18 protein-coding genes are annotated in these 20,725 nt (G+C 57.7%); 13 read left to right on the top strand and 5 right to left on the bottom strand.

Annotated elements, in window-relative coordinates; all coding sequences use genetic code 11:
* The first annotated feature begins 174 nt into the window (after positions 1-174).
* From BHW66_RS09780 to BHW66_RS09765, 4 genes are all read left to right on the top strand, one after another.
* A complete protein-coding gene (locus BHW66_RS09780) occupies positions 175-729 on the top strand; it encodes a hypothetical protein (RefSeq protein ID WP_128153421.1) in 555 nt (184 codons plus the stop codon).
* A gap of 160 nt (positions 730-889) precedes the next feature.
* Positions 890-1,846, top strand: a complete 957-nt coding sequence (locus BHW66_RS09775; RefSeq protein WP_128153420.1) for a hypothetical protein — start codon at positions 890-892, stop codon at positions 1,844-1,846.
* The gene (locus tag BHW66_RS09770; protein WP_022198396.1) at positions 1,843-2,475 is read left to right on the top strand and encodes an ATP-binding cassette domain-containing protein; all 633 of its coding nucleotides are present in this window, start codon (positions 1,843-1,845) and stop codon (positions 2,473-2,475) included. The genes BHW66_RS09775 and BHW66_RS09770 overlap by 4 nt, the downstream gene beginning before the upstream one ends.
* Positions 2,438-3,583, top strand: coding sequence for an ABC transporter permease (locus BHW66_RS09765; RefSeq protein ID WP_022198395.1), 1,146 nt, complete (start codon positions 2,438-2,440; stop codon positions 3,581-3,583). The genes BHW66_RS09770 and BHW66_RS09765 overlap by 38 nt, the downstream gene beginning before the upstream one ends.
* Before the next feature lie 171 nt (positions 3,584-3,754).
* Here BHW66_RS09765 and BHW66_RS09760 read toward each other — a convergent pair whose 3' ends face one another.
* Entirely contained in the window at positions 3,755-4,231 is a 477-nt protein-coding gene (locus BHW66_RS09760) for a hypothetical protein (protein ID WP_022198394.1), read from the bottom strand.
* A 28-nt stretch (positions 4,232-4,259) separates the two neighbouring features.
* Positions 4,260-4,775 carry a hypothetical protein gene (locus tag BHW66_RS09755; protein WP_022198393.1) on the bottom strand — a complete coding sequence of 172 codons (516 nt, stop codon included), beginning with the start codon at positions 4,773-4,775 and terminating at the stop codon, positions 4,260-4,262.
* Positions 4,776-4,975: 200 nt separating this feature from the next.
* Here BHW66_RS09755 and BHW66_RS09750 point away from each other — a divergent pair, with 200 nt between their 5' ends.
* Together BHW66_RS09750 and BHW66_RS09745 are read left to right on the top strand one after the other, a co-directional pair.
* Positions 4,976-6,265, top strand: a complete 1,290-nt coding sequence (locus tag BHW66_RS09750) for a hypothetical protein (protein ID WP_022198392.1) — start codon at positions 4,976-4,978, stop codon at positions 6,263-6,265.
* Positions 6,266-6,375: 110 nt separating this feature from the next.
* Positions 6,376-7,305, top strand: coding sequence for a hypothetical protein (locus tag BHW66_RS09745; RefSeq protein WP_128153419.1), 930 nt, complete (start codon positions 6,376-6,378; stop codon positions 7,303-7,305).
* Between the two features lie 70 nt (positions 7,306-7,375).
* On the opposite strand, the gene BHW66_RS09740 is transcribed toward BHW66_RS09745, so the two are convergent.
* Together BHW66_RS09740 and menB are read right to left on the bottom strand one after the other, a co-directional pair.
* Positions 7,376-8,206: a hypothetical protein gene (locus tag BHW66_RS09740; protein WP_102738667.1), complete on the bottom strand. Its 831-nt coding sequence runs from the start codon at positions 8,204-8,206 to the stop codon at positions 7,376-7,378.
* Positions 8,207-8,225: 19 nt separating this feature from the next.
* On the bottom strand, positions 8,226-9,050 hold the full coding sequence (gene menB / locus BHW66_RS09735; RefSeq protein WP_031930179.1) for a 1,4-dihydroxy-2-naphthoyl-CoA synthase: 825 nt from the start codon (positions 9,048-9,050) through the stop codon (positions 8,226-8,228).
* A 211-nt stretch (positions 9,051-9,261) separates the two neighbouring features.
* Here menB and BHW66_RS09730 point away from each other — a divergent pair, with 211 nt between their 5' ends.
* The 7 genes from BHW66_RS09730 to BHW66_RS09700 all read left to right on the top strand — a co-directional run bounded on the left by BHW66_RS09730 (position 9,262) and on the right by BHW66_RS09700 (position 18,307).
* Positions 9,262-10,338 carry an AAA family ATPase gene (locus BHW66_RS09730; protein ID WP_022198388.1) on the top strand — a complete coding sequence of 359 codons (1,077 nt, stop codon included), beginning with the start codon at positions 9,262-9,264 and terminating at the stop codon, positions 10,336-10,338.
* A complete protein-coding gene (locus BHW66_RS09725; protein WP_012419403.1) occupies positions 10,328-11,125 on the top strand; it encodes a hypothetical protein in 798 nt (265 codons plus the stop codon). The genes BHW66_RS09730 and BHW66_RS09725 overlap by 11 nt, the downstream gene beginning before the upstream one ends.
* Positions 11,126-11,289: 164 nt before the next feature.
* Positions 11,290-13,740 carry an ATP-dependent zinc metalloprotease FtsH gene (gene ftsH / locus BHW66_RS09720; RefSeq protein WP_233444556.1) on the top strand — a complete coding sequence of 817 codons (2,451 nt, stop codon included), beginning with the start codon at positions 11,290-11,292 and terminating at the stop codon, positions 13,738-13,740.
* Positions 13,741-13,761: 21 nt separating this feature from the next.
* The gene (rsfS, locus tag BHW66_RS09715) at positions 13,762-14,112 is read left to right on the top strand and encodes a ribosome silencing factor (RefSeq protein ID WP_012419401.1); all 351 of its coding nucleotides are present in this window, start codon (positions 13,762-13,764) and stop codon (positions 14,110-14,112) included.
* Positions 14,113-14,427: 315 nt separating this feature from the next.
* Positions 14,428-16,929, top strand: coding sequence for a DNA mismatch repair protein MutS (gene mutS, locus BHW66_RS09710; RefSeq protein ID WP_249849793.1), 2,502 nt, complete (start codon positions 14,428-14,430; stop codon positions 16,927-16,929).
* A gap of 1 nt (position 16,930) precedes the next feature.
* The gene (locus BHW66_RS09705; RefSeq protein WP_022198372.1) at positions 16,931-17,524 is read left to right on the top strand and encodes a 3'-5' exonuclease; all 594 of its coding nucleotides are present in this window, start codon (positions 16,931-16,933) and stop codon (positions 17,522-17,524) included.
* A 51-nt stretch (positions 17,525-17,575) separates the two neighbouring features.
* Positions 17,576-18,307: a GDSL-type esterase/lipase family protein gene (locus BHW66_RS09700; protein ID WP_094139650.1), complete on the top strand. Its 732-nt coding sequence runs from the start codon at positions 17,576-17,578 to the stop codon at positions 18,305-18,307.
* Positions 18,308-18,381: 74 nt separating this feature from the next.
* Here BHW66_RS09700 and BHW66_RS09695 read toward each other — a convergent pair whose 3' ends face one another.
* The gene (locus tag BHW66_RS09695) at positions 18,382-20,697 is read right to left on the bottom strand and encodes a thioredoxin family protein (protein ID WP_215836339.1); all 2,316 of its coding nucleotides are present in this window, start codon (positions 20,695-20,697) and stop codon (positions 18,382-18,384) included.
* Positions 20,698-20,725 lie beyond the last annotated feature (28 nt).

The following is a 20,725-nucleotide window of genomic DNA, read 5'->3' as shown; positions in this document are numbered from 1 at the left end:
GTCTGGATTTTCCGCCGCAAAGCGGAAAATCCGGCGTGCGCGTCCGGGGAATGGCAGCGGGCCGTAAGCCCCGGTGCATCCCGCAAAAAAACGGAAGGCCCCTCCAAATATTCTTTTATTTATGTGTTGACGCGCCGGACGGAATCACTATCCTTGAAGAAAATCTTTTTCTTTATGTTTTCCCGATTGACGAACAGGTGCGTATTATCTTCCCTTTCCGCGGCAGCTTTGTCCCTTGGACTCTTTTCCTGCGGAGGCAGCGGCAGCAGCGGTGACGGGGAAAGCCTTCCTTCCGGCACCATGCTGGACTTGAGCGCTTCTCTTTCCACGGAAGATGGGCTAGGGCCGTGGAATATTATCGTCAAATTGACGGGCAATGGTTCGGACCTTCCCCAGGTAAGCATTAACGCGGCAAGCAGCAATGAAAGCGCTCCTATGAACATTGCTTCCGTAGTGTACCGCAGGACGGGATCATCCGCTATTCTGAGGGGGAACTTCACGATTACTTCCGGGCAGTGGACGGCTCCGGGCCCGATTGTCGTGACAAACAGGGACAAGGCCTTTATAGATGCTAATATTTCCTTCAACACCTCCAATGAACGTGAGAGCTGCGGCGGGACGTTCACCGGTTCCATCACTTACCAGGTTCCCGTTCAGAATGATGAAGGCGGATTTGAAGCGCAGGACTGGACCGCTACGGAAGGAACGGTGAGTTACACGGTATCCTGAGTTCTGATCATTTATGACGGGGCTTTGCTGCCGTGAAATGGAGGCAGGCCTGTTTGAAATTATGGTCGGAAGGGCAAAGAAATGTCTTTGGGGCATCTGGCTGTGCTCGGGGCTGGCTCTTTGTGTCTGGAATGCGGAATCGGCCGGCGGGGGGACTGGTATGGCGGCATCGGAAGATGCCTGCTTTATCAAGACTTTCCGCGCCAAGATTGTCCCGGAGAGGCTGCGTTCCTTTGTCATGCCGGCGGATGGAATTGTCAGCAACTGGATTCCCGCGGACGGGCGCGTTCAGAAGGATACTATTATTGCAACAGTCAATGAAGATGAAATTGAACTGGAGCGCAAGGAGCTGGAAGTAAAAATTCTGAAGGACCGCATCGCCAAAGAGGAAGAGTTGTCAAAGCTGGAAAAACAGCTTGAAGAGATAGAGTTTTACTCTTCCCTGACGAGGGAGGAACGGCAATATGCCAGCAAGCAGGCGGAAGGCGGGGAAAGGGCCATCCGGGCATTGAAAGACAAGATTGAGCTTTCTAAAAAGGAGTTGTCCCTGGTGGAAGACAAGCCGCGTCTGGATTTTCGCAAGAAAGAGGAAAAATATATCCTCAGAATGCCTTTTGACGGGAAACTGCAGTACCAGTTTTCCATTCCGCCGGATAACAGCGTAGCCCTGTACATGGATGCCGCGTCCCCGATTGCGACCGTGTGCGATGACTCCTCTTATTATCTGACCATTTCCATTTCGGACCCTGATTTGACGAATCTGCCGCCGGAATCCCTTTCCCTGTCCGTCCCTCTGGGCGACGGTTCCGCCCTGAAGGGGGTTTTTGCCTTCAAGCGGGTGGAGAAGAATGTTTCCGGCGGCGGGGAATTGCTGGCGTATTTTTTCCGTCTGCCCCGTCAGGAGCATGCACGCGCCCATTCGATGCTGGGTTCCAACTGCACGGCCCGTCTTTATTACATGCCGCAGGGAGAAGTGTTTCATCTCAACAAGGTGAGGCTGGCTTCCCTGCCGGAAGGGAAAAAATGTTCGTCCTGGCAGGAACTTCTTGAAAAAGTGCATCCGGACCTGGAGCTGGTGGTGAATGGAGAAACGGAATTGATTGTTCGAAAAAAATGAAATTGCTGTGCGAATCAGTCTGTTTCAGTTATTCAGGCAAGCAGTGGATTTTTGAAGATTATAACAGGGTATTCACTTCCGGAATCACCATTTTGAAAGGGTATTCCGGATGCGGGAAAACGACTCTGTTGAAAATTCTGGCGGGGTATCTGAAGCCGCAGAGCGGGCGCGTGGTTACTCCCCGCCGGAAGGTCCCGGCGGATTCCCTCTACCGGCGCAAGGAGGTGAGCTACATGTTCCAGGGGCTTAATCTCCTTCCCCTGGCTACGGTGGAGAGAAACCTTCAATTGTGCGCGGAAATGGCCATGCTGCCTAAAAAGCAGTGGACGCGGAGGGCGGATGATTTGATTACCCGCCTGGGCCTGGAATCTCTGAGGCATAAAAAGGCGGGGAGCTTGTCCGGCGGCCAGGCCCAGCGGGCGGCTCTTGCCCGCACGATGATGAAGGATTCCGATGTGCTGCTGCTGGACGAACCTACTTCCGGCTTGGATGACGGCAATACGGAAATCATTAAAAATTTGATCAGGGAGTACCCTGCTGACAAAATTTGCATTTTGAGCACGCATGATTCCCGGCTGTTTGACCTGACTCATGAAATCATGGATTTTAACCTGTCTGTATCTCTTTAAAGATACTCTCCACCGTTGGAAGGAACGCCCGGCCAGCCCCCTTTCACGGATTCTGGTGGCCTTCTTCCTTTCCCTGTGCGCGCTCTCTTTTCTCGCCAATTATGTCCTCTCCGCCAAAATGCTGCATGATGAAATCAGGAAGAACGGGGCGGACCTGATTATTGTTTTTGATACCGTGCGCGACGGTGAGCCTTCCAAGAAAAATTTGCTGCAGCATGAACTGCCTTCCCTGTATGGCTGCGACGTCCTGGTGCTGAATGATGCCCGTGCGGGCGTGGCGCGCGTGGGCAAGACAGTATTCCCCATCCTGGAATACAACATGGAGTCCTGTTCCTTTCTTTCCGCGCTTGGGTTGGAGGACGTGGCTACCGTCCTCCTGTACAATCCCTCCCGGAGCCCGTTGCAGGCGGGGCCTTGTACGGTTACCATAGCGGATTTTGATTTTTCCCTGAATGCCTCCCCTCTGCCGGAGGGGCATTTGCTGGGCAGGCTGTATCCTTCCGGAGTCATTTTGGCCCCGGAAGGAACCTTCAGTTCCGGACAGGAGGTTCCCGTGGAAAATTGCCGCTACATCATCCGGGTGCATGAAATGACGGCGGCCCGCATTCGGGACATAGAAGAAGTGCTGAACAACATGGTGCGTTATGACGGCAGCATGACCATGGTTCAGACTCACGTAGGGCTGCTTGACAGGCTGGAAGTGCTGATGGGCAACCAGACGGAGTGCAGGACGGGATTTTCCCTCGGTATCGCGGTGATCGTCGGCATTCTGCTTACAGCCTTGGCATCCATGGAATTCCGTCAGAATGAATATGTCTATACGCTGATGAAGAGCTTCGGGGTGCGTCCTGTACTGCTGATTATGGCGTTTATCGTGGAAAACGCATTTCTGATTGGCGTTTCCTTTGCGGGAGCCGTCTGGGCGTTTATGAAAACCCAGAGAATCGTTTTGGGGGAATTTTTTAAGCTGGGAAACTCCGTCCTGACTTATGCCGATATACGGCAGGATTTGTGGCTGCTGGGAATTTCCCTGGCGGGATGTGTTCTGCTTTCCTCCATTCCGGTTGCCTTTTCCGCCTGCCGCCCCATAGGGAAAGTGCTCAAGTAAGTGATGGAGCTTCGGGGGCTGCTCCCGGTTTTGTCTGCGTTCCGGCATGTCCGCCTTTGCCGGCGGTCTGGGAGGGAAAGTCCGTCTCTGTTCCGGCAGGAGAGATCAGGGTAAAAAAATCCCTTCCCGCCATGGGAGCAGGAAGGGAGGTATGAAGAAAGGGCTTATTGATCAAGAGCTGGAGGATACTCTGAAATCCCTGATGACCGCCTGGCAGTTATCCTGCTGGGTTTCTGTTTCAGTATATTCGGCGTCTCTGACGCTGCAGGTGGCAGAACCGATGCCTTTGGAGATATTCTGGGGATTATACAGGACGACGAGGGCATCCAGATTGTTGGTTGTTTCCCCGTCATTGGACGACCAGTAGAAGCCTATCTGTTCCGCAGAGTCGGAGGAAGGCTTGTAGTTGACGACATGAAGGGATGCCGTTGAGGCGGCCGGGCTGGTTCCGGTGTAAATGGTGGCGGTGCTTTCTGAGGCGATGATGAAGGAGAAGACGTAAGGCTTGCCGTCCTGAAGCGTAATGTCCAACGTGCGCTGAAGGCCGGTGGGAAGATAGGCCTGTTCGCTGGAACTGGATCCGCCGCAGCCGGAGAGGATCCCAAGCCCGAGAGTAATTAAAGCGGGAATGTAAAGGCGGGAATTCATGATTTGATGGATAAAGGAAAGAATTTATTTATGACTGGGATATAATGTTGACGCTGATGGTGATGCCGTCGATGGGGATGGGCGTCCTGTCTTGCGCTTGCATGTAGGAAATGCTGGCGCCGCCTTCCCCGGAAGAAGCATGGGTGGCGTTCTCAAAAGTTAACTGGGGAATCCTGATGGTGCTCATGAGGGTGTTGGGTTCCGAGGATGAACCGCTGTTTCTGTTGTAGGACAGGATCAGCTCCGCGGTGTTTTTCCCGGTTTTGGTGTAGGAATAAATGCCTGCCCCGTTCCACATGTTCATGTCTTCCCCTTGCGTCTGGATGATGAACGCCCCGTTGTCACCGGTGGTCATGTCAAAAATGGCAGGAAGCGTTATGGCGGCATCCGTAATGCCTGTTACCTGCATGTTTAACACTTTGCTGCCGATGGTGGAGGGCGCCAGGCCTTCGGCATCGGAACTGCTTCCGCCGCATTGGGCCAGCGTAAGAATGCCGAGGGAGCAGCAGGCCGCGGACAAAGAGGTAAAAAAAGGACGCATCATAAAAGGATAATAATTTTCCGATAAACTATGATATCACACATTGATTTGTCAAGATAGGAATCAGGAGGGAGGTATTTTTTACACGGGGAAAGGAAAAACCGAATTCCCTGCGCTCCAGGACTTCTTTTTTCCTTCTTTCTCCGCCTGCCGTGTTGATGCTTGACTTTTCAGGGGCAGAAGCTATGTAACAAGGGGCCTGTATGTTCCCGTTTCCTCCTGTTGTCCGTTCTTTCCTGTTTTCCCTGTTTGAAAGGGCATGGCTGAGGACTGCGTTGTGCTTCTGCCTCTGTGCGACGGTATGCGCCTCCTGCTCCGTGGACAGGCACATGGAAAAAAAGGCGGGGGAATTGATGGCCAGGATGGATGCCGTTCCCGATTGGCGGCAGCTGCCGCGGAAGGAAATTTCATGGCACCAGGCCCTGGCGATGATGATGGAGCGGAACATCGACTTGAAAAAATCGGAGCAGTCCCTCAAGACGACGAAACGTTCCGTCATCAATGTTTTTACCCAGATAATCCCCGGCGTCAATCTGGATTGGATGCTGACCAAGGAATTGAGCGACCTGGCCAAGGTGACGGCCAGCGATGTGGAATACAACACGAACATCCTGTTCAACATGCCGTCCCTCACCCAGATCCCGTTCGATTATTATTCCGCCAAGGCGGCTGTTTATACGGCGGAAAAGACGCTGGAGATGAAAAAAAGGGAGCTGGTGGCCAGATTGTACCAGCAGGTGCTTTCCTACCGGAATGCGCAGATCAGCTACAATAACCAGCTGAGCTCCCTGCCTTATGACGATGATGGCGTCCAGAAAAAGAAGCTGGACCTGGAACGGGAACGGAATTTGAATGAGATTTCCCAGGGTTTTGCCGTGCTGCTGGGGAATATGGACGCCCGGTGGCTGGTGAAACCTGAAACGATGCCCAGGCTGGACTGGGGCAGGTACAGGGCGGCGTCCCGCCAGTTGGATCTGCTGGTGGTGACGATGGTGGCCATGGAGCTGGAAGCTTCCCGCCTCCAGGTGTTGAATGCCAAATTGAAGTTCTTCCCGTCCGTGGATATTAATTTTTACAGCCCAACCCTGTTTTCCAGCACGGGCGGGACGTACGGCGGTTTTTTTGCGGGAGCGGGCGATATGAAGGTGAACATGAGCCTGCGGGAAGAGCTGGATACGCGCCTGACATCCTGGTTCCAGTATAAGTCGGCCAAAGAAAGCCACGAACTGCTGCAGCGCGAAGTGGTGATGGAACTGCAGCGGCGGCGCATCAAGATAGCCGCGTTGCTGGAGAGCCGCAGGAGGTTTGAGCTCTGGCAGGGGGTGCTGATGAAGGAAATTGCGTTCAAGGAGTCCAGATTATCCGTTTCCGGAGATGAATATCTGGAACAGAGGAAGGATATCAGGAAAATGTATGCTGACCTGGATAATGAGGCTTCCAAGAATGCGGAGGTGGAAGCGGCCCTCATCATGGAATATGGCTGGCTGAAATAAGGCGGGGGAGGATGAACAGGCCCTGTGTGACTGCGGGGGCTTCCTTTCTTGATGCTTTCAAGGGCTTGTGCTATGTTCCGGATATGCAAAAAGTTCGGCAGCCCGCGGGTATGGCATTGATGATTCTGGCTTTTCCGGCCGCCATTTACGGGGCGTTTCCGTGGGGAATTGCCCTGGGGGCCTTTTTGTTCCTGCTGGGGGTGGTTGTGGCGGCCAGCCGTTTTTCCGCCATAGTCTGGTCATGGTGCCTGTTTTCCCTGGGGATGTATCTGGCGGCTCCTTTTATCTGGATGTGGAATCCGGACTATTTTTTCAGCCGTTCGTTTGACATTCTGTTGATAAGCGGCTGCCTGGTGGGCAGCCTGGTTTTGCTTGCAATCCGGTTTGCGGTTATTCCCGTGCTGTGGCCCAGGATTTTCCGCCACTTCGTGGAAGGAAGCCCCACGCTGGAGGATCTGGCGCCCGAAAAGGGAAAGACGGTGGCTGAACTGCGGGGCGGCATAGAACGCAGGCAGGTGAATTTCCTGTTCGGGCATGCGGACCGGGAACTGGTGGAAAAATGGGGGAAAATAGCCCAGGGAATAGCGGCTCTTTCCAGAAGCCGCAAACGGCTGGCAATATGGGCTGCGGGTATTTTCCTGGCTTGGCCCGCAGCCGTGTTTTTCCTTTCCGGGGGGATGGGCGGCGCGCTGGACCGGGATATTGACCGCATGTGGGGAACCCGCCCGTTCCGGGACGGCATGGTGGTTTCCAGCCCTGCGGCGATGAATGCGGCGCGGCGCGTTTTCAGGGATGCCCGGGCGCTGCGTGGCCTGACGATGGAGCAGGCGCGCGCGTGGCTGAGGACGGACCGCAGGAGTGCGGCATTCAAATTGGGCAAGCCCCGTTATGATTTTGAAAAGGATGAAACCGTGCTGGTGCTTTCAGATGGGAGGGATTCCATCCGCCTGGTGGCGGTTTTCAATGATGCGGGTCAGATTACCCATTCCTGGCCTGAGGAGTATATGACTTTGATGGTCAGGGATCTGGAGAAAAATTGAATGCCGGGGCCGGAAGGGGGCATTGCCCGGCAGGGCATCCGGTGATTGCGGAAGGCCCTGCGGTCTTCCGCTACAGCGTGCGCTTTTGCGGAGGCGTCAGGTTCAGCCTGCCTTCACTGATATGGATGCCCATGCCGCTTTCTTCAATCATGTGGATAAGCGGCAGGTAGGCCTGGAGCAGGTTTTCAAACGCGGGCAGGAGAAAAATCATGTAACCCTGGGGAACGGAAAGGCTGCCGATGGTGCCCCCCACGTGGATTCCTCCCGGCAGCGTTTCGTCATTGTAGAATTCGAAGCGGGTCTGCACCGCCATGTAATTGTGCGGGTCCAGGGATTGGAAGGGCGTCAGGAACAGGGAAATCGTCTGGCGGGAGTCGATGCCCGTATAGCGTTCGATGATGATTTCCATGTATCCTTCCCCGATGGTTCCGTCCGGCCGTTCCTTGCCGCCGTGCAGACGGATGCCGGCCGCCGGGTTGGTGGCGAAGATGGCCAGGGCGCCGTGCTGCTGGGGATGGATGGAGGAAGCCAGGTAGCGGTTGATGTCTTCTTCCGAGAACGAGACGGAGGCGTCCCTGTTGATGGCCTGTTTCAGGATTCTGGGGATATCCGGGGCGTTTTCCCTTTGGCGGAAGCCGGGCAGGTCGTCCGTTTTCTGCGGGCACCAGGAGGAGTAAACCAGCCAGGCAATAGCGGCCAGAATGGCTATGGTCAGCAGGAAGATGAGATTGCCTATCAGGGAGAAAGGCGTTTTTTCACGGACGGGTTTTTCCCGGGAGCCCTGATCTTCCGGATCGTAGAAATGCTCCACGATGTTTTCATGTTCCGGCAGGTCGCGCAGGGATTCCCTGCCGGCGGTGCCGTTCCGGGGGGCGCCTTCATTGTCGGAGCTGGGTGCCATGGTGCGGAGGAGGGGGAGGTTACGGAAGTCTGGGGAATTTGGAAAAATCCGGAGCGCGTTTTTCAACGAAGGCGTTTTTGCCTTCCTTCGCTTCCTCGCTCATATAATAGAGCAGGGTGGCGTTGCCGGCCAGGTCCAGCAGGCCCATCTGCCCGTCGCAGTCGGCGTTCAGGGATGCCTTCAGGCAGCGCAGGGCCAGAGGGCTGTGGCGGAGCATCTGGCGGCACCAGGAGAGCGTTTCCTCCTCCAGGTCCTCCAGGGGAACCACGGTGTTGACCAGGCCCATGTCCAGCGCCTGCCGGGCATCGTACTGCCTGCACAGGTACCAGATTTCCCGCGCTTTTTTCTGGCCCACGATGCGCGCCAGGTAGGAGGAGCCGAGGCCTCCGTCAAAAGAGCCCACTTTGGGCCCTGTCTGTCCGAATTTGGCGTTGTCCGCGGCAATGGTGAGGTCGCAGACGACGTGGAGGACGTGACCTCCGCCGATGGCGTATCCGGCCACCATGGCGACGACGGGCTTGGGCATGGTGCGGATGGTGCGCTGCACGTCCAGAATGTTCAGGCGCGGCACGCCGTCTTCACCGATGTAGCCGGCATTTCCGCGCACTTTCTGGTCGCCTCCGGAGCAGAAAGCGTCCGGGCCTTCTCCGGTCAGGATGACCACGCCCACCCTGGGGTCTTCATGGGCGGCGTTCAGGGCGTTGAGCATTTCATGCACGGTCAGGGGACGGAACGCATTGCGGACGTGGGGGCGGTTGATCGTGATTTTTGCGATGCTGCCGTTGTCCGTTGTTTCATACTTGATGTCCGTGTATTCCCTGGCGGTGGTCCATTGTGCGCTCATACGGATTACTTTAATAAGGCGCCCGGCAATGGGAAGCCTAAAATGCGCCGCCTTCCGGGTATGTCCGGAACCTGCGGGGGATGGGGCGGTGCTGCGGCCGCAGGCGTTTTCCCCGTTGTTTCCGGTGTTTTTCCGGCAGGCTCCCCGGTGGCCGGCAGCTGGCGGCTTTTGTCATTTACGGCCTGCGCTTCTGTGCTACATTGGGAACGGTATGATACATGACCTACTGGTGAGCGGCGTGACGGTGTTTCCCGGGAGAGAGCATTTTGAGTTTGTTCCGGGAATCAATGTGGTGGTGGGAGGCAATGATTCCGGCAAAAGCCATTTGCTGAAATTATGCTATACCGTGGCCAAGTGGAGCGCTGACGGGGGGAGAAAATCCCTGCCGGAAAAATGGGCGGAGGAGCAGCGGCTCAGAAAAGACCTGATGCGGGTGTTCGCGTCCCGCGGGCTGGCCGGGCTGACGGCCCGGAACCGGGGAAACGCCCATGCGCGCGTGGAGGCCTCCATGGAGGGGGACGGCGTGCCGGAGGGCATGGGGAACCTGGTGTTTGATTTCCAGGCGGGGCATGAAGAGGAGGGGCTGAGCATCCGGGAAATGCCCCGGCGTTTTCTGAACGTGCCGGTGGTGTTCCTGGCGGCGCGGGAGGTGCTGACCATTTATCCGAGTTTTGTGCAGGTGGGAAGCAGATTCCCCGAATTTCTGGACGGCGGCAGTTGGGACCTCTGCCGTTATCTGGATATGGAGGCGGAAGCGGAGCCCATCAGTACGGATGCCGGGCGCGTGGTTGCCAGGCTGGAAAAAATCATCGGGGGGAAGGTGGTGAAGCGTGACGGGCGGTTCTTTTTGCAGCGTCCCGGACAGCAGCCGATAGAAATGAGCCTGGTGGCGGAAGGATTCAAAAGGCTGGGAACGCTGAGCTACCTGATCCGGAACGGTTCCGTGAAAAAAGGTTCCGTCCTGTTTTGGGATGAACCGGAAATGAATCTGAACGCCTCCCACCTGCCCGTGCTGGTGAAAACCCTGACGGGGCTTGCCAAGACGGGGGTGCAGGTTATTTTGTCCTCCCACAGCCTGTTCCTGCTGCGGGAGCTGATGATTCAGCTTTCCGAACCCCGCAATGCCATGGTGCAGAGAAAGTTTTTCGGGATGAGCGTGCCGCGGGGGGAACGTTCCGGGGTAAGGGTGTCCTGGGGGGAATCCCTGGAGGACGTGGGGCCTATCGAGTCTCTTGAAGCGGAAATCGAACAGGCGGACAGGTATTTGAAGCTGAGTTATGAGTCATAAGCCGTCAAAAGCTTATTACGTGGAGGGCGTCCACCGTTTCTGGATCGATGAAGGCTACGTGGTGTGCCGCATTGAATGTTCGGATTATTATGCCCGGCAGGCGCAGAATTTCTGCGGGGGATGCAAGGAAATGGATTTTCTGCTGTATCATCCGGAACGCCGGGATCTGTGGCTGGTGGAAGTGAAGGATTACCGTTTTGACGCCCGGCCCAAGGTGGGGGAACTGGTCTGCGCCCTGAGCCGCAAGGTCCGGGATACGATGTTCCTCCTCCGGGCCGCTTCCGTGGCCGCTCCGGACGAGGAGCCGGCGGAGGGCATTTCCCTGAGGGATTTTTCCATTCAGGCCTCGGGGGCGGAAACGCTTCATCTGGCCTTTTTGCTGGAAATGGGTATGGGCGGCGTCTGGACGGACGGCGGCCTGCTGGCGAATGTCAAGAACCTGCTGGTGGGGTCCATGCGTTTTCTGGATGCGGAACTGGTTTGCGCGCCCATTACCTATCCCCGCCGCATCGGCCCCTGGCGCGTGACCTCCGCCCACGGGGAGGTGAGCAAGCGGGTGGAAATCCGCCGCGCCAGAAAATTGGCGGAAATCCAGGAGCAGAGGCGGCGGGAGCGGCTGAACGCGCAGGAGGAGGGGGCCTGGCAGGAAAAGAGCCGGGAAGATGCCGGTTCCCATGCGGCCCCGGCGGAAGAAAGGATGCCCCAGTGGAAGCGGCGTCTCCGGCAGCGCATGAACGGAGAAAGCGCGAACCATGAGGGGCGGCGCAGAAAAAGAAAGCGGGAATGAGGCCTGCGCCGGTTAAGGCCTTATTGCCGGGAAGAGCCCCGGCCCGGAACGGTGCGGGCCCGTCCTGCGGCGGCTGTATGGCATGTCTCGGAAAAAAGTTTTATTTTACAAGGACTCGCGTATCATGCCGCCCTATTCATTAACTTCTGTGTGCTAACCACATTATGTCTGACAGAATGCCACCCAGTCCTCCCCGTCCTCCCAAATTTCCCGGCTCCGGCAGGCCCGAATCCCCCAACTGGGGCGTGTGGGTCATGGTACTTCTCATTGTAGGCGTCCTTGCGTTTGGCTTTTTCACCCCTGAATCTTTCGGGCTGGGCCCCCGCAAGGAAAATCTGGAATCCTTTGAAGCCCAGTATAAGGCGGGGCGCGTGGTGCTGAACGACCCCAAGGCCCCCGTGGAAGTGGTGCTGAGCGAAAACGGTTCCGAAGGCGTTATTCACGCGCTGGTGTACAGGAAGGAAATTCAGCCGAAGGTGGAAATGACCCCCTTTGCGCTGACTTATTCCATGTCCCTTCCGGACCGCGACAAGCCTTTGCTGAATGAACTTTCCGGCTACAGGGTGGTGGAGAGCCCGTACCGGACGGAAGAGGGAAAGAATGTTTCCCTCATTCCTGAGGGAGCCCAGAAGCTTTCCGTGCCTGAATTCAACCGCCTGGCCCTGGAAGGCCGCATCGCCGGAGGAAAGGACGGCATCATCCTGGCGGAAGACGGCAACCAGAACGTGCTGGTCGGACAGATTGTCACCCGCATCTGGCCCGCGGCTACGGGAGACGCCTCCGTGGACAAGCAGCGTTTTGAACGCGTGGAAGTGCCTTTTACCCTGGAGTTCCAGGGAGACCGCGTCAAGCAGCTTCTGGGGCCGGATACGAAGTTCAAGCGTGAATCCGGTTCCTGGGGCGGCATCCTGCTGAATCTGCTGCCCATCGTGCTCATTCTGGTGATTCTGTTTTTCATGTTCCGCGCGCAGAGCGGCGGGGCCCGGGGGGCCATGAGCTTCGGCAAAAGCCGGGCGCGCCTCATCTCCCCGGACAAGAACAAGGTGACGTTCAAGGATGTGGCCGGCATCAGCGAAGCCAAGGAGGAAGTGTGGGAACTGGTGGAGTTCCTGCGCAATCCGGAAAAATTCCGCGACTTGGGCGCTACCATTCCCCGCGGCGTGCTGATGGTCGGGGCGCCCGGCACGGGCAAAACTCTGCTGGCGCGTGCCATTGCCGGGGAGTCCAACGCTTCCTTCTATTCCATCAGCGGCTCGGACTTTGTGGAAATGTTCGTGGGGGTGGGTGCAAGCCGTGTCCGCGATATGTTTGAACAGGCCAAAAGGACGGCGCCCAGCCTGATTTTCATTGATGAAATTGACGCCGTGGGCCGCCAGCGCGGTTACGGCATGGGCGGCGGCAATGACGAGCGGGAACAAACGCTGAACGCCCTGCTGGTGGAGATGGACGGTTTTGAAAACAACTCCAATGTAATCGTGATTGCCGCCACCAACCGTGCGGACATCCTGGACCCGGCCCTGCTGCGTCCCGGCCGCTTCGACCGGCAGGTGGTGGTGAACCTGCCGGACGTCCGGGGGCGCGAACAGATCCTGCAGGTGCATGCCAGAAAAGTGAAGATGGCGCCCGGAGTCAGCTTTGAGCGGATTGCCCGCGGCACGTCCGGCTTTTCCGGTGCCCAGCTGGCCAACCTGGTCAATGAAGCCGCCCTGTTGGCCGCCCGCAAGGGTCTGAAGGAGATTACGGAGGCCGAATTGGAAGAAGCCCGCGACAAGGTCAGCTGGGGGCGTGAACGCCGCAGCCTGGCGATTAACGAACGGGGGCGCCGCATTACCGCCGTGCATGAGGCGGGGCATGCCATCTGCCTGTTGAAAACGCCGCACAGCGAGCCGCTGCACCGGGTGACCATTGTTCCCCGCGGCGGGGCCCTCGGCATGACCATGTGGCTTCCTTCCGACGACAAGATGCACCAGCTCCGGTCCGAAATGCTGGACCAGCTCGTCGTGGCGATGGGCGGGCGCTGCGCCGAACAAATCGTTTTTGGTGATGTGACCAGCGGCGCTACCGGAGACATCAAGAGCGCCACCAACCTGGCGCGGCGCATGGTGTGCGAATTCGGCATGAGCGAAAAACTGGGGCTGATTGAGTACGGAGAACACCAGGGAGAAGTTTATATTGCCCGCGACCTGGGGACGCGTTCCCGCAATTATTCCGAATCCACGGCGGAGCTGATTGACTCGGAAGTCCGCTTCCTGGTGGACAGCGCTTATGAACGCGCCATGGCCATCCTGACGGAAAACCGGGACAAGCTGGACATTCTGACGGAGGCCCTGATGGAGTTTGAAACGCTGGAAGGTTCCCAGGTCATGGATATTCTGGAATACGGGGAAATGAAAAACCCTCCCTCCAGGGTGACTCCGCCCCCCATGCCTTCCGAAGTGGAGGAACAGCCCGGGAAGGATGATTCCGGCCATACCGAGAAGAAAGAAGCTGAAGAGACCCGCGCGGACGGCGCTGAAGAACGGAAGATGGAAGGGGAACTGGAACAGGCGGAACGGGACCCCTTCTCCTACAATCCCGTTGATGAGTTCGGCAAGGACGGCGGAGAAAAGAAATAATTCAATAGAAACGAATCGAATATGGTAGCCAACGATGCGATGGAACTGGCCAGGATGTGCGCCCGCGCCGCGGATGACGCCAAGGCCGAAAATGTGCGGGTGTACGACTTGCGGGGCATGTCTTCCCTGACGGATTTCATGGTAGTGTGCACGGGGTTGTCCGTCCCCCATCTGCGAGCCGTCATCCGGGAGCTGGAAGAAGCCGTCCGGGAAAAGGCGGGAGCCCTCCCCACCTATGTGGAAGATACGCCTGTGGCATTGTGGTCCGTAGTGGACTACATTGACGTGATGGTTCACATCATGGGGCAGGAAACGCGCGAATTCTACGGTATGGACACCCTGTGGAAGGATGCCCCCGTGGTGGAATATTAATTCCTCCAATCTGACTTCACACCGTGCCGCATCCGGTTGCGGCACGGTTTTTTCTTTTCTGGAATAAATGGCCTGTTGTTTGCCGCGCTTCGCAAAAAGATGGCAGTCTGCATGGCCGGGTTCTTCCGCATGAGGGCCTGTTTCCGGAGAGGAAGAGAAAAGACGCGATAATGGCAGAGGCAACGCATTTTCTTTGCGGGGCTTTGGATGATTCTTCCCTGGCTTTTCCTTGGAAAAGGGGAGTGGAGCCCCGGTTCTAACAAGATTCCAACCTTGCCTTGAAGCCGCAATCGGATTACTCTTTCACCGTTATTTATGAGTAGTTCCGGACCTGCCTCAACCCCGATGATGGATCAGTACCTTCGCATGAAGAAGGGCTTGCCGGAAGACGTGCTGCTGTTTTTCCGGCTGGGGGATTTTTACGAAATGTTTTTTGAGGACGCCAAGGAGGCCTCCGCCATTTTGGGCCTGACGCTGACCAAGCGCCACGGCATTCCGATGTGCGGGGTGCCCCACCACAGCGCGGAAGGGTATATCGGACGGCTGGTGAAGGGAGGAAAGCGGGTGGCTATTGCGGAGCAGACCACCATTCCGCAGCCGGGCAAACTGGTGGAGCGGGAATTGACCCGCGTGATTTCCGCCGGAACCCTGGCGGATATGAATTTGCTGGATTCCTCCCGCCATAATTACATTGTGGCGTTGTACAGGGACAAGAAGCGCTTCGGCCTGGCATGCGTGGACCATACCACGGGGGAATTTTCCGTGGCCCAGTTCGAACACATGGATTTGCTTCTGGACGAGCTGTCCCGCATCAATCCCTCCGAACTCCTGGTCAGCGACGAGCAGACGGACTGCTTCCCCGGAACCCACCCCACGCTTTATTACGACGGATATACTTTTCTGCCTTCCACGGCCATTCCCAATTTGCTGAGCCATTTCCGGGTGCATTCCCTGGACGGCTTCGGCTGCGGGGAGATGACTGCCGCCCTGGGTGCGTCCGGCGCGGTGCTCCATTATCTGAGCTACCAGCTCCGCCGCCCTACGGACCATTTGCGCCGCATTTCCGTGCGCGCCACGGAGAACGCCGTGCTGATTGACCAGGCCAGCCAGAGGAATCTGGATCTGGTGGATTCCCGCGGCGGCGTGAAGCTTTCCCTGCTGGGAACCCTGGACAGGACAAGCACCCCCATGGGCGCGCGCAAACTCCGGGACTGGCTGCTCCACCCCCTGTGCGATCTGGAAAAGCTTCTGGCGAGGCAGGAGGTGATCGCCGTTCTGCTGCAGGAGCCCTACCTGATGAGCAAGCTGAGGGAGAGCCTGAAGAATGTGCGGGACATGGAGCGGCTGACGGGGCGCATTTCCCAGGGCGCCGGGAATGCCCGCGACCTTCAGGCGCTGGCTTCCTCCCTGTCGCGCATCCCCGCGCTCAGGGATGATTTGGAATCCCTGCCCGGCGGCGGGGAGATGCTGGAGAGCATCCGTTCCCGCATGGGCTGTTTTGATGAGCTGGTGGATTTGCTCCAGCGCGCCCTGGTGGAGGAACCGCCCGTGACCATCAAAGAGGGCGGCATCATCAGGGAAGGGTATCACGCCGGTCTGGATGAATTGCGGCTGGCTTCCCGCGACGGGAAGGAGTGGCTGGCACGGCTGCAGGAGAAGGAGCGCAAGCGCACGGGAATTGATTCCCTGAAAATTCGCTTTAATAACGTCTTCGGTTATTACATTGAAGTAACGAAGAGCCATTACGATAAAGTGCCCCCGGATTACCAGCGCAAGCAGACGCTGGTGAACGCGGAGCGCTTTATTACCCCGGAGCTCAAGCAGATGGAGAATACCATCCTGGGGGCGGACGAGCGTTCCCGCCAGGTGGAGTATGAGCAGTTCCTCCTGTTGCGTGAGGAAGTGGGCCGCCACATTGACGATATCCAGATGACGGCGGACGCCATGGCGGATCTGGACGTGCTGCTGGGACTGGCGGAGGGCGCGCAGCAGTACCGGTACTGTCGCCCCGTTCTGGACAATTCCATGACCCTGCGCATTGTCAATGGCCGCCATCCCGTTATTGAGCAGAATGTTTCCGGCGATGTGTTCGTTCCCAACGACGCTTTTCTGGAACCGGAGGAAAACCGCCTTATTCTGCTGACCGGGCCCAATATGGCGGGCAAGAGCACCTATATCCGCCAGGTGGCCCTGATTACGCTGATGGCCCAGATTGGAGCGTATGTGCCGGCGGAAGCCGCCCACATCGGTTTGGTGGACCGCATTTTCTGCCGCGTGGGAGCCAGCGACGACCTGGCGCGCGGCCAGTCCACCTTTATGGTGGAGATGAGCGAAACTTCCCTGATTCTGAATAACGCTACGGAGCGCTCCCTGATTATTCTGGATGAAATCGGGCGGGGCACGGCCACCTTTGACGGTCTTTCCATCGCCTGGGCCGTGGCGGAATACCTGCATGACGAGCTGAAGTCCCGCACCCTGTTCGCTACGCATTATCATGAGCTGACGGATTTGGCCAATTCCAGGCAGGGCGTGCAGAATTACAATGTGGCCGTGCGGGAGTGGAAGGAGGAAATCGTGTTTCTGCGCAAGATTGTGCCGGGAGCGGCGGACAAGTCCTACGGCATTCAGGTGGCCCGACTGGCCGGCATGCCTGCCGTCATTGTGGACCGCGCCAAGGCCATCCTGTCCCATCTGGAGATGAATTCCACGCGCCCCAGGAAAAAGGGGCGCTCCCGGCTGGCGGAACCGAGAGCCAAGAATACGGACATGGACGATGATATGCCTGTCGGGGAATATGCTCAGCTGGAGTTGTTCTGATATGCCTCCGCTTTCGGATACAATCGGCGGCCTGCGTTTCGCCGCCATTGATTTTGAATCCGCCGGCGCGGCCCGGGGGGAGACGGACCAGCCCGTCCAGATAGGCATAGCCGCATGTTCCCGCCTGGAGGACGAACCTGAGTTGTGGACTTCCTATATTGCGGTGGAGAAGCCGGTTTTATGGTCCGCCTCCCAGGTGCACGGCATTACTACGGAGATGCTGGCGGATGCCCCGTCTTTTCCTTCCCTGTGGCCGGAGATACGTTCCCGGTTGGGGCAGGCCGTGGTGGTGGGGCATAATCCGGCTACGGAACGGAAGTTCCTGCGGCGGTTTCCAGGCCACGGCTTCGGTCCGTGGCTGGATACGCTGGCTTTGGGCAGGATGTGCGTCCCCGGTCTGGAGGATTATTCCCTGTCTTCTTTGTGCGGCGCCCTGGGGTTGACCTGTTCCGTGGAGGCGTTGCTTCCTGCGCGCCGCTGGCATGACGCTTTGTATGATGCGCTGGCAAGCCTGCTGATTGTCCGTTTTCTGGTAAAGGAATTGAATTTGTCCGGCCAGCCCCTGGAGGTATTGGGCAAGGCGGTGAGAACATGATTTTCCCGGCAGGGGAAAGAATGCTTTTCCGGGCCGCGTATTCGGAAAAAGATGAATGCTTCTGTTTTCTCTGCCGTTTTTTTATTGCTCTCCTTTGCTTCTTCTGCCGTGTATGCGGCTCCTGCTGATGAGGCTCCGGATCCGCCCGATGTTCCCAAACTGAATACCCAGCCGTGGGTTCCGGCCCGTTACAGGGCGGTTCGGGAAAATTTGCTGGGGAAGGAATGCGGCATTCTGTTCGTGGGGGATTCCATTACGGAATGCTGGGAACGGGAAGGTGCCGCGCTGTGGAAGAGGCTGTTTCTGCCGATGAAGGCGGTCAACTTCGGAGTGAGCGGGGACAGGACGGACAGCATGCTGTGGCGTATGGAGGATACGAAACTGGCGGTCAAGACTTCCCCCCGCTATTGCGTTTTACTGGCCGGGACGAATAATATCGGCCGCTGGAAGGGGAGGCAAGCCGCAGCGCAGACGGTGAAGGGCATCCGGGAGATAGCCGTACGCCTGTTGAAGAAGTTTCCGGAGACCCGTTTGATCCTGATGGAGGTGACTCCCTACGGCACCGATCCCGGCAGCCCGTTGCGCAGGAGGCAGGAGGAGATTAACCGTTTGCTGCGCAGGCTGGAGCTTCCGAGGACCACCATTTTATCCATTAACGGCAGTCTGCTGAAGCCGGACGGGACGTTCAGGGAGGGCATGTTCAGGGATCATGTCCATTTAACGGAGAAGGGTTATCAGGCATGGGCGGACGCGTTGCTGCCGCTGTTGAACGGGGAAGGGTAAGTTCTCTCCGTTTCCTGCTGCCCGGCATGGCCTGGGGGGAGGGCGGCGGATTGCCGCCCGCATGACAAGACGTCCTAGCGTTCCATTTCCTTTTCCAGGAATTCCAGCAGGTAGGCCGGGGACAGAAGTTCCCTGGTGACGACGGGTTTTCTGCCGGGAAGATACAGGGCATTGACGGGAACGGCCGTGCGCCCCAGGTTTTTAAGTTCCTGGTCAATGGCGGGGTTCGTGCGGGTCTTGTCCGCCTTCATCATGACGATGCCGTCTTTCTTGAAAGCGGCCAGCACTTCATCCGTATAGGAAGCCTTGTTGACCTGGCAGGTGGAGCACCAGCGGGCCGTGAAGTCCACATAAACGGGTTTTCCTCCGTCCAGGGCGGCCTGCATGGCTTCCGGGCTCCAGGGCGTCCAGATGTTTCCTTCCTCCTGGAGGGAGGGCGCTGCGGCAGCGGATGAGTCAGCAGCTCTGGAGGCGGAACCGCGGCCGAACCAGGCGGCTCCTTCCGGCGGAAGCATGTAGTACAGGCCGGACAGCAGGAAGATTACGGAGAAGATGCCTCCCGTGACGCGGGACTTTCTGCTGCGGTACATGGGGCACCATCTGCCGTATACCCAAAAGGCCAGGGAAAACAGCACCAGCCCGAAGAAGAGGAACAGGATGTCCTGGGGATGGTTGTCAGCATCAAAGAATGCCATGTAAATCCAGAGGAAGTAGGCGGCGGTGCCGAACATCAGGAAGGACATGGCCTGCTTGAAGGATTCCATCCATGCGCCGGGTTTGGGCAGGTATTTGGTCAGGACGGGAAAGGCGCCCAGAATGATGTAGGGAAGGGACATTCCAAGCCCCATCATGGTCAGGCAGAGCACGATGCCCAGCGGCGGCTGGAGCATGGCCGCGCCGATAGCCTGGCCCAGGAACGGAGCGCTGCACGGGGTGGAGATGACCGTAGCCAGGGCGCCGGACCAGAAGGAGCCGGCATAACCTTTCCGGCGCTGGAGGTCGTTGCCCATGGTCGTGGCTTTGACGCCTATTTCAAAGACGCCGAACATGCTCAGCCCCATGGCGAGCATCAGGCCCAGCAGGCAGAAATTCACCCAGGGGTTTTCAAACCAGAACGCCCAGTTGACGATGCCCTCCGCGCCGCGGCCCAGCCAGAAGTCTCCGCTGAATATGCCGGGGCCGGCTGGGGAGCTCCAGTCAAACATGTTCGCTTTCAGCGCAATCAGAATGGCAGTAATGATCCAGAAAGAAATCAGGATGCCCAGTACGAAGGTAAGTGAGTGGGCCAGTATTTTTTTCCGTTCCCCCCCTCCCAACTGGACGAATCCCATAATCTTGAGGCCGATTACCGGGAAGACACACGGCATGACATTGAGGATGATGCCGCCGATGAACATGAAGAACATGATTTCCCCCAGGCCCATCAGCGGAGGCGCGGGGATGGAGGCGGAAGGTTCCGGGGCGGATTCCGTTCCGGCGGCTGTTGCCTGGGATTCCCCGGAGAAGGGGCGGTCGTCCGCGGTGATGATGATGCCTTCCCTGCCGGCGCGCAGGATGCCGGAAAGGCTGGTCAGCGGTTTCCCCTTGTCCGCGTCCGGCAGGTTGTTGGGGTAAAGGCCGTCCGTGGTGTCATTGAATTGCATGGACAGCTCATAATTGGAGTCATCCAGTTTTTTGAAGGTTTGGGGAGTGGTAGGGTTGATTTCCCCCTGATTGCAGAAAAAATAGACGGAATCCTGCGGAACGGGGCGTCCGTTTGTCCTGAGGTGCAGGGTGACGGTTTTCCCTTCCTGGGAAATTCGGGCTTTCAGCCCTTCCGCCCAGTCGGGGGCGGCAAGCCCTGCCATATTCCCGGTCAATTCCGCCGCGTCAGGAGCTGTCTGCCCGTCTCCGCGCTTCAGCGTGACGTTGAAGTTTCTGGTTTCCGGGGCGGCGCACTGTTCCGCGCACATCTGCCACGTCATGGTGGTGGTGAACGTCGCTTCCGGGGGAGCGTCCTTTTCCGGAGTTACCCGGAACGCCATTTTCGCCTTTCCGCTGTATCCGTAAAAATCCACAAGCCCTTTTCCCAGTTCCGGAACTTGCCAGAAGGGGCCTTCCACCCGGAAACCGGACACAGGCTGGAAGGCGGCTTCCATGGGCAGGCCCACGGTTCCCGGATTTTTGTAGTAAACGTGCCAGTGGTCCGGCAGCTCTAGCTCCGTCACGATGACGAAGGGAACTTCTCCATAGGAGGTGACTGTGGCCTTGGAGGAACCGGATGTCCGGGGAGGGCCAAAGTCCCCCGCCTCTCCAAAGCTCATGCCGCCGAAGTCCTGGGCCGCCCCCGTGCTGAAACACCCGGCGATTATGCCCAGGCAGCCGGCGGCTGTTTTCAAAAAGTTTCTCATAACAAAGGCGGTTACCATAAAGAACGGG

Origin of the sequence: Akkermansia sp. 54_46 (assembly GCF_001917295.1) — a bacterium.
Lineage (GTDB): Bacteria > Verrucomicrobiota > Verrucomicrobiia > Verrucomicrobiales > Akkermansiaceae > Akkermansia > Akkermansia muciniphila.
This window is presented reverse-complemented; position numbering and strand designations above follow the sequence as displayed.

What these genes read in the sequence shown, in the direction of transcription:
- BHW66_RS09780 (WP_128153421.1), top strand. Translation starts at nt 175, where the DNA reads ATGTTTTCCCGATTGACGAACAGGTGCGTATTATCTTCCCTTTCCGCG.
- BHW66_RS09775 (WP_128153420.1), top strand. Translation starts at nt 890, where the DNA reads ATGGCGGCATCGGAAGATGCCTGCTTTATCAAGACTTTCCGCGCCAAG.
- BHW66_RS09770 (WP_022198396.1), top strand. Translation starts at nt 1,843, where the DNA reads ATGAAATTGCTGTGCGAATCAGTCTGTTTCAGTTATTCAGGCAAGCAG.
- BHW66_RS09765 (WP_022198395.1), top strand. Translation starts at nt 2,438, where the DNA reads ATGAAATCATGGATTTTAACCTGTCTGTATCTCTTTAAAGATACTCTC.
- BHW66_RS09760 (WP_022198394.1), bottom strand. Translation starts at nt 4,231, where the DNA reads ATGAATTCCCGCCTTTACATTCCCGCTTTAATTACTCTCGGGCTTGGG.
- BHW66_RS09755 (WP_022198393.1), bottom strand. Translation starts at nt 4,775, where the DNA reads ATGATGCGTCCTTTTTTTACCTCTTTGTCCGCGGCCTGCTGCTCCCTC.
- BHW66_RS09750 (WP_022198392.1), top strand. Translation starts at nt 4,976, where the DNA reads ATGTTCCCGTTTCCTCCTGTTGTCCGTTCTTTCCTGTTTTCCCTGTTT.
- BHW66_RS09745 (WP_128153419.1), top strand. Translation starts at nt 6,376, where the DNA reads ATGGCATTGATGATTCTGGCTTTTCCGGCCGCCATTTACGGGGCGTTT.
- BHW66_RS09740 (WP_102738667.1), bottom strand. Translation starts at nt 8,206, where the DNA reads ATGGCACCCAGCTCCGACAATGAAGGCGCCCCCCGGAACGGCACCGCC.
- menB (WP_031930179.1), bottom strand. Translation starts at nt 9,050, where the DNA reads ATGAGCGCACAATGGACCACCGCCAGGGAATACACGGACATCAAGTAT.
- BHW66_RS09730 (WP_022198388.1), top strand. Translation starts at nt 9,262, where the DNA reads ATGATACATGACCTACTGGTGAGCGGCGTGACGGTGTTTCCCGGGAGA.
- BHW66_RS09725 (WP_012419403.1), top strand. Translation starts at nt 10,328, where the DNA reads ATGAGTCATAAGCCGTCAAAAGCTTATTACGTGGAGGGCGTCCACCGT.
- ftsH (WP_233444556.1), top strand. Translation starts at nt 11,290, where the DNA reads ATGTCTGACAGAATGCCACCCAGTCCTCCCCGTCCTCCCAAATTTCCC.
- rsfS (WP_012419401.1), top strand. Translation starts at nt 13,762, where the DNA reads ATGGTAGCCAACGATGCGATGGAACTGGCCAGGATGTGCGCCCGCGCC.
- mutS (WP_249849793.1), top strand. Translation starts at nt 14,428, where the DNA reads ATGAGTAGTTCCGGACCTGCCTCAACCCCGATGATGGATCAGTACCTT.
- BHW66_RS09705 (WP_022198372.1), top strand. Translation starts at nt 16,931, where the DNA reads ATGCCTCCGCTTTCGGATACAATCGGCGGCCTGCGTTTCGCCGCCATT.
- BHW66_RS09700 (WP_094139650.1), top strand. Translation starts at nt 17,576, where the DNA reads ATGAATGCTTCTGTTTTCTCTGCCGTTTTTTTATTGCTCTCCTTTGCT.
- BHW66_RS09695 (WP_215836339.1), bottom strand. Translation starts at nt 20,697, where the DNA reads ATGAGAAACTTTTTGAAAACAGCCGCCGGCTGCCTGGGCATAATCGCC.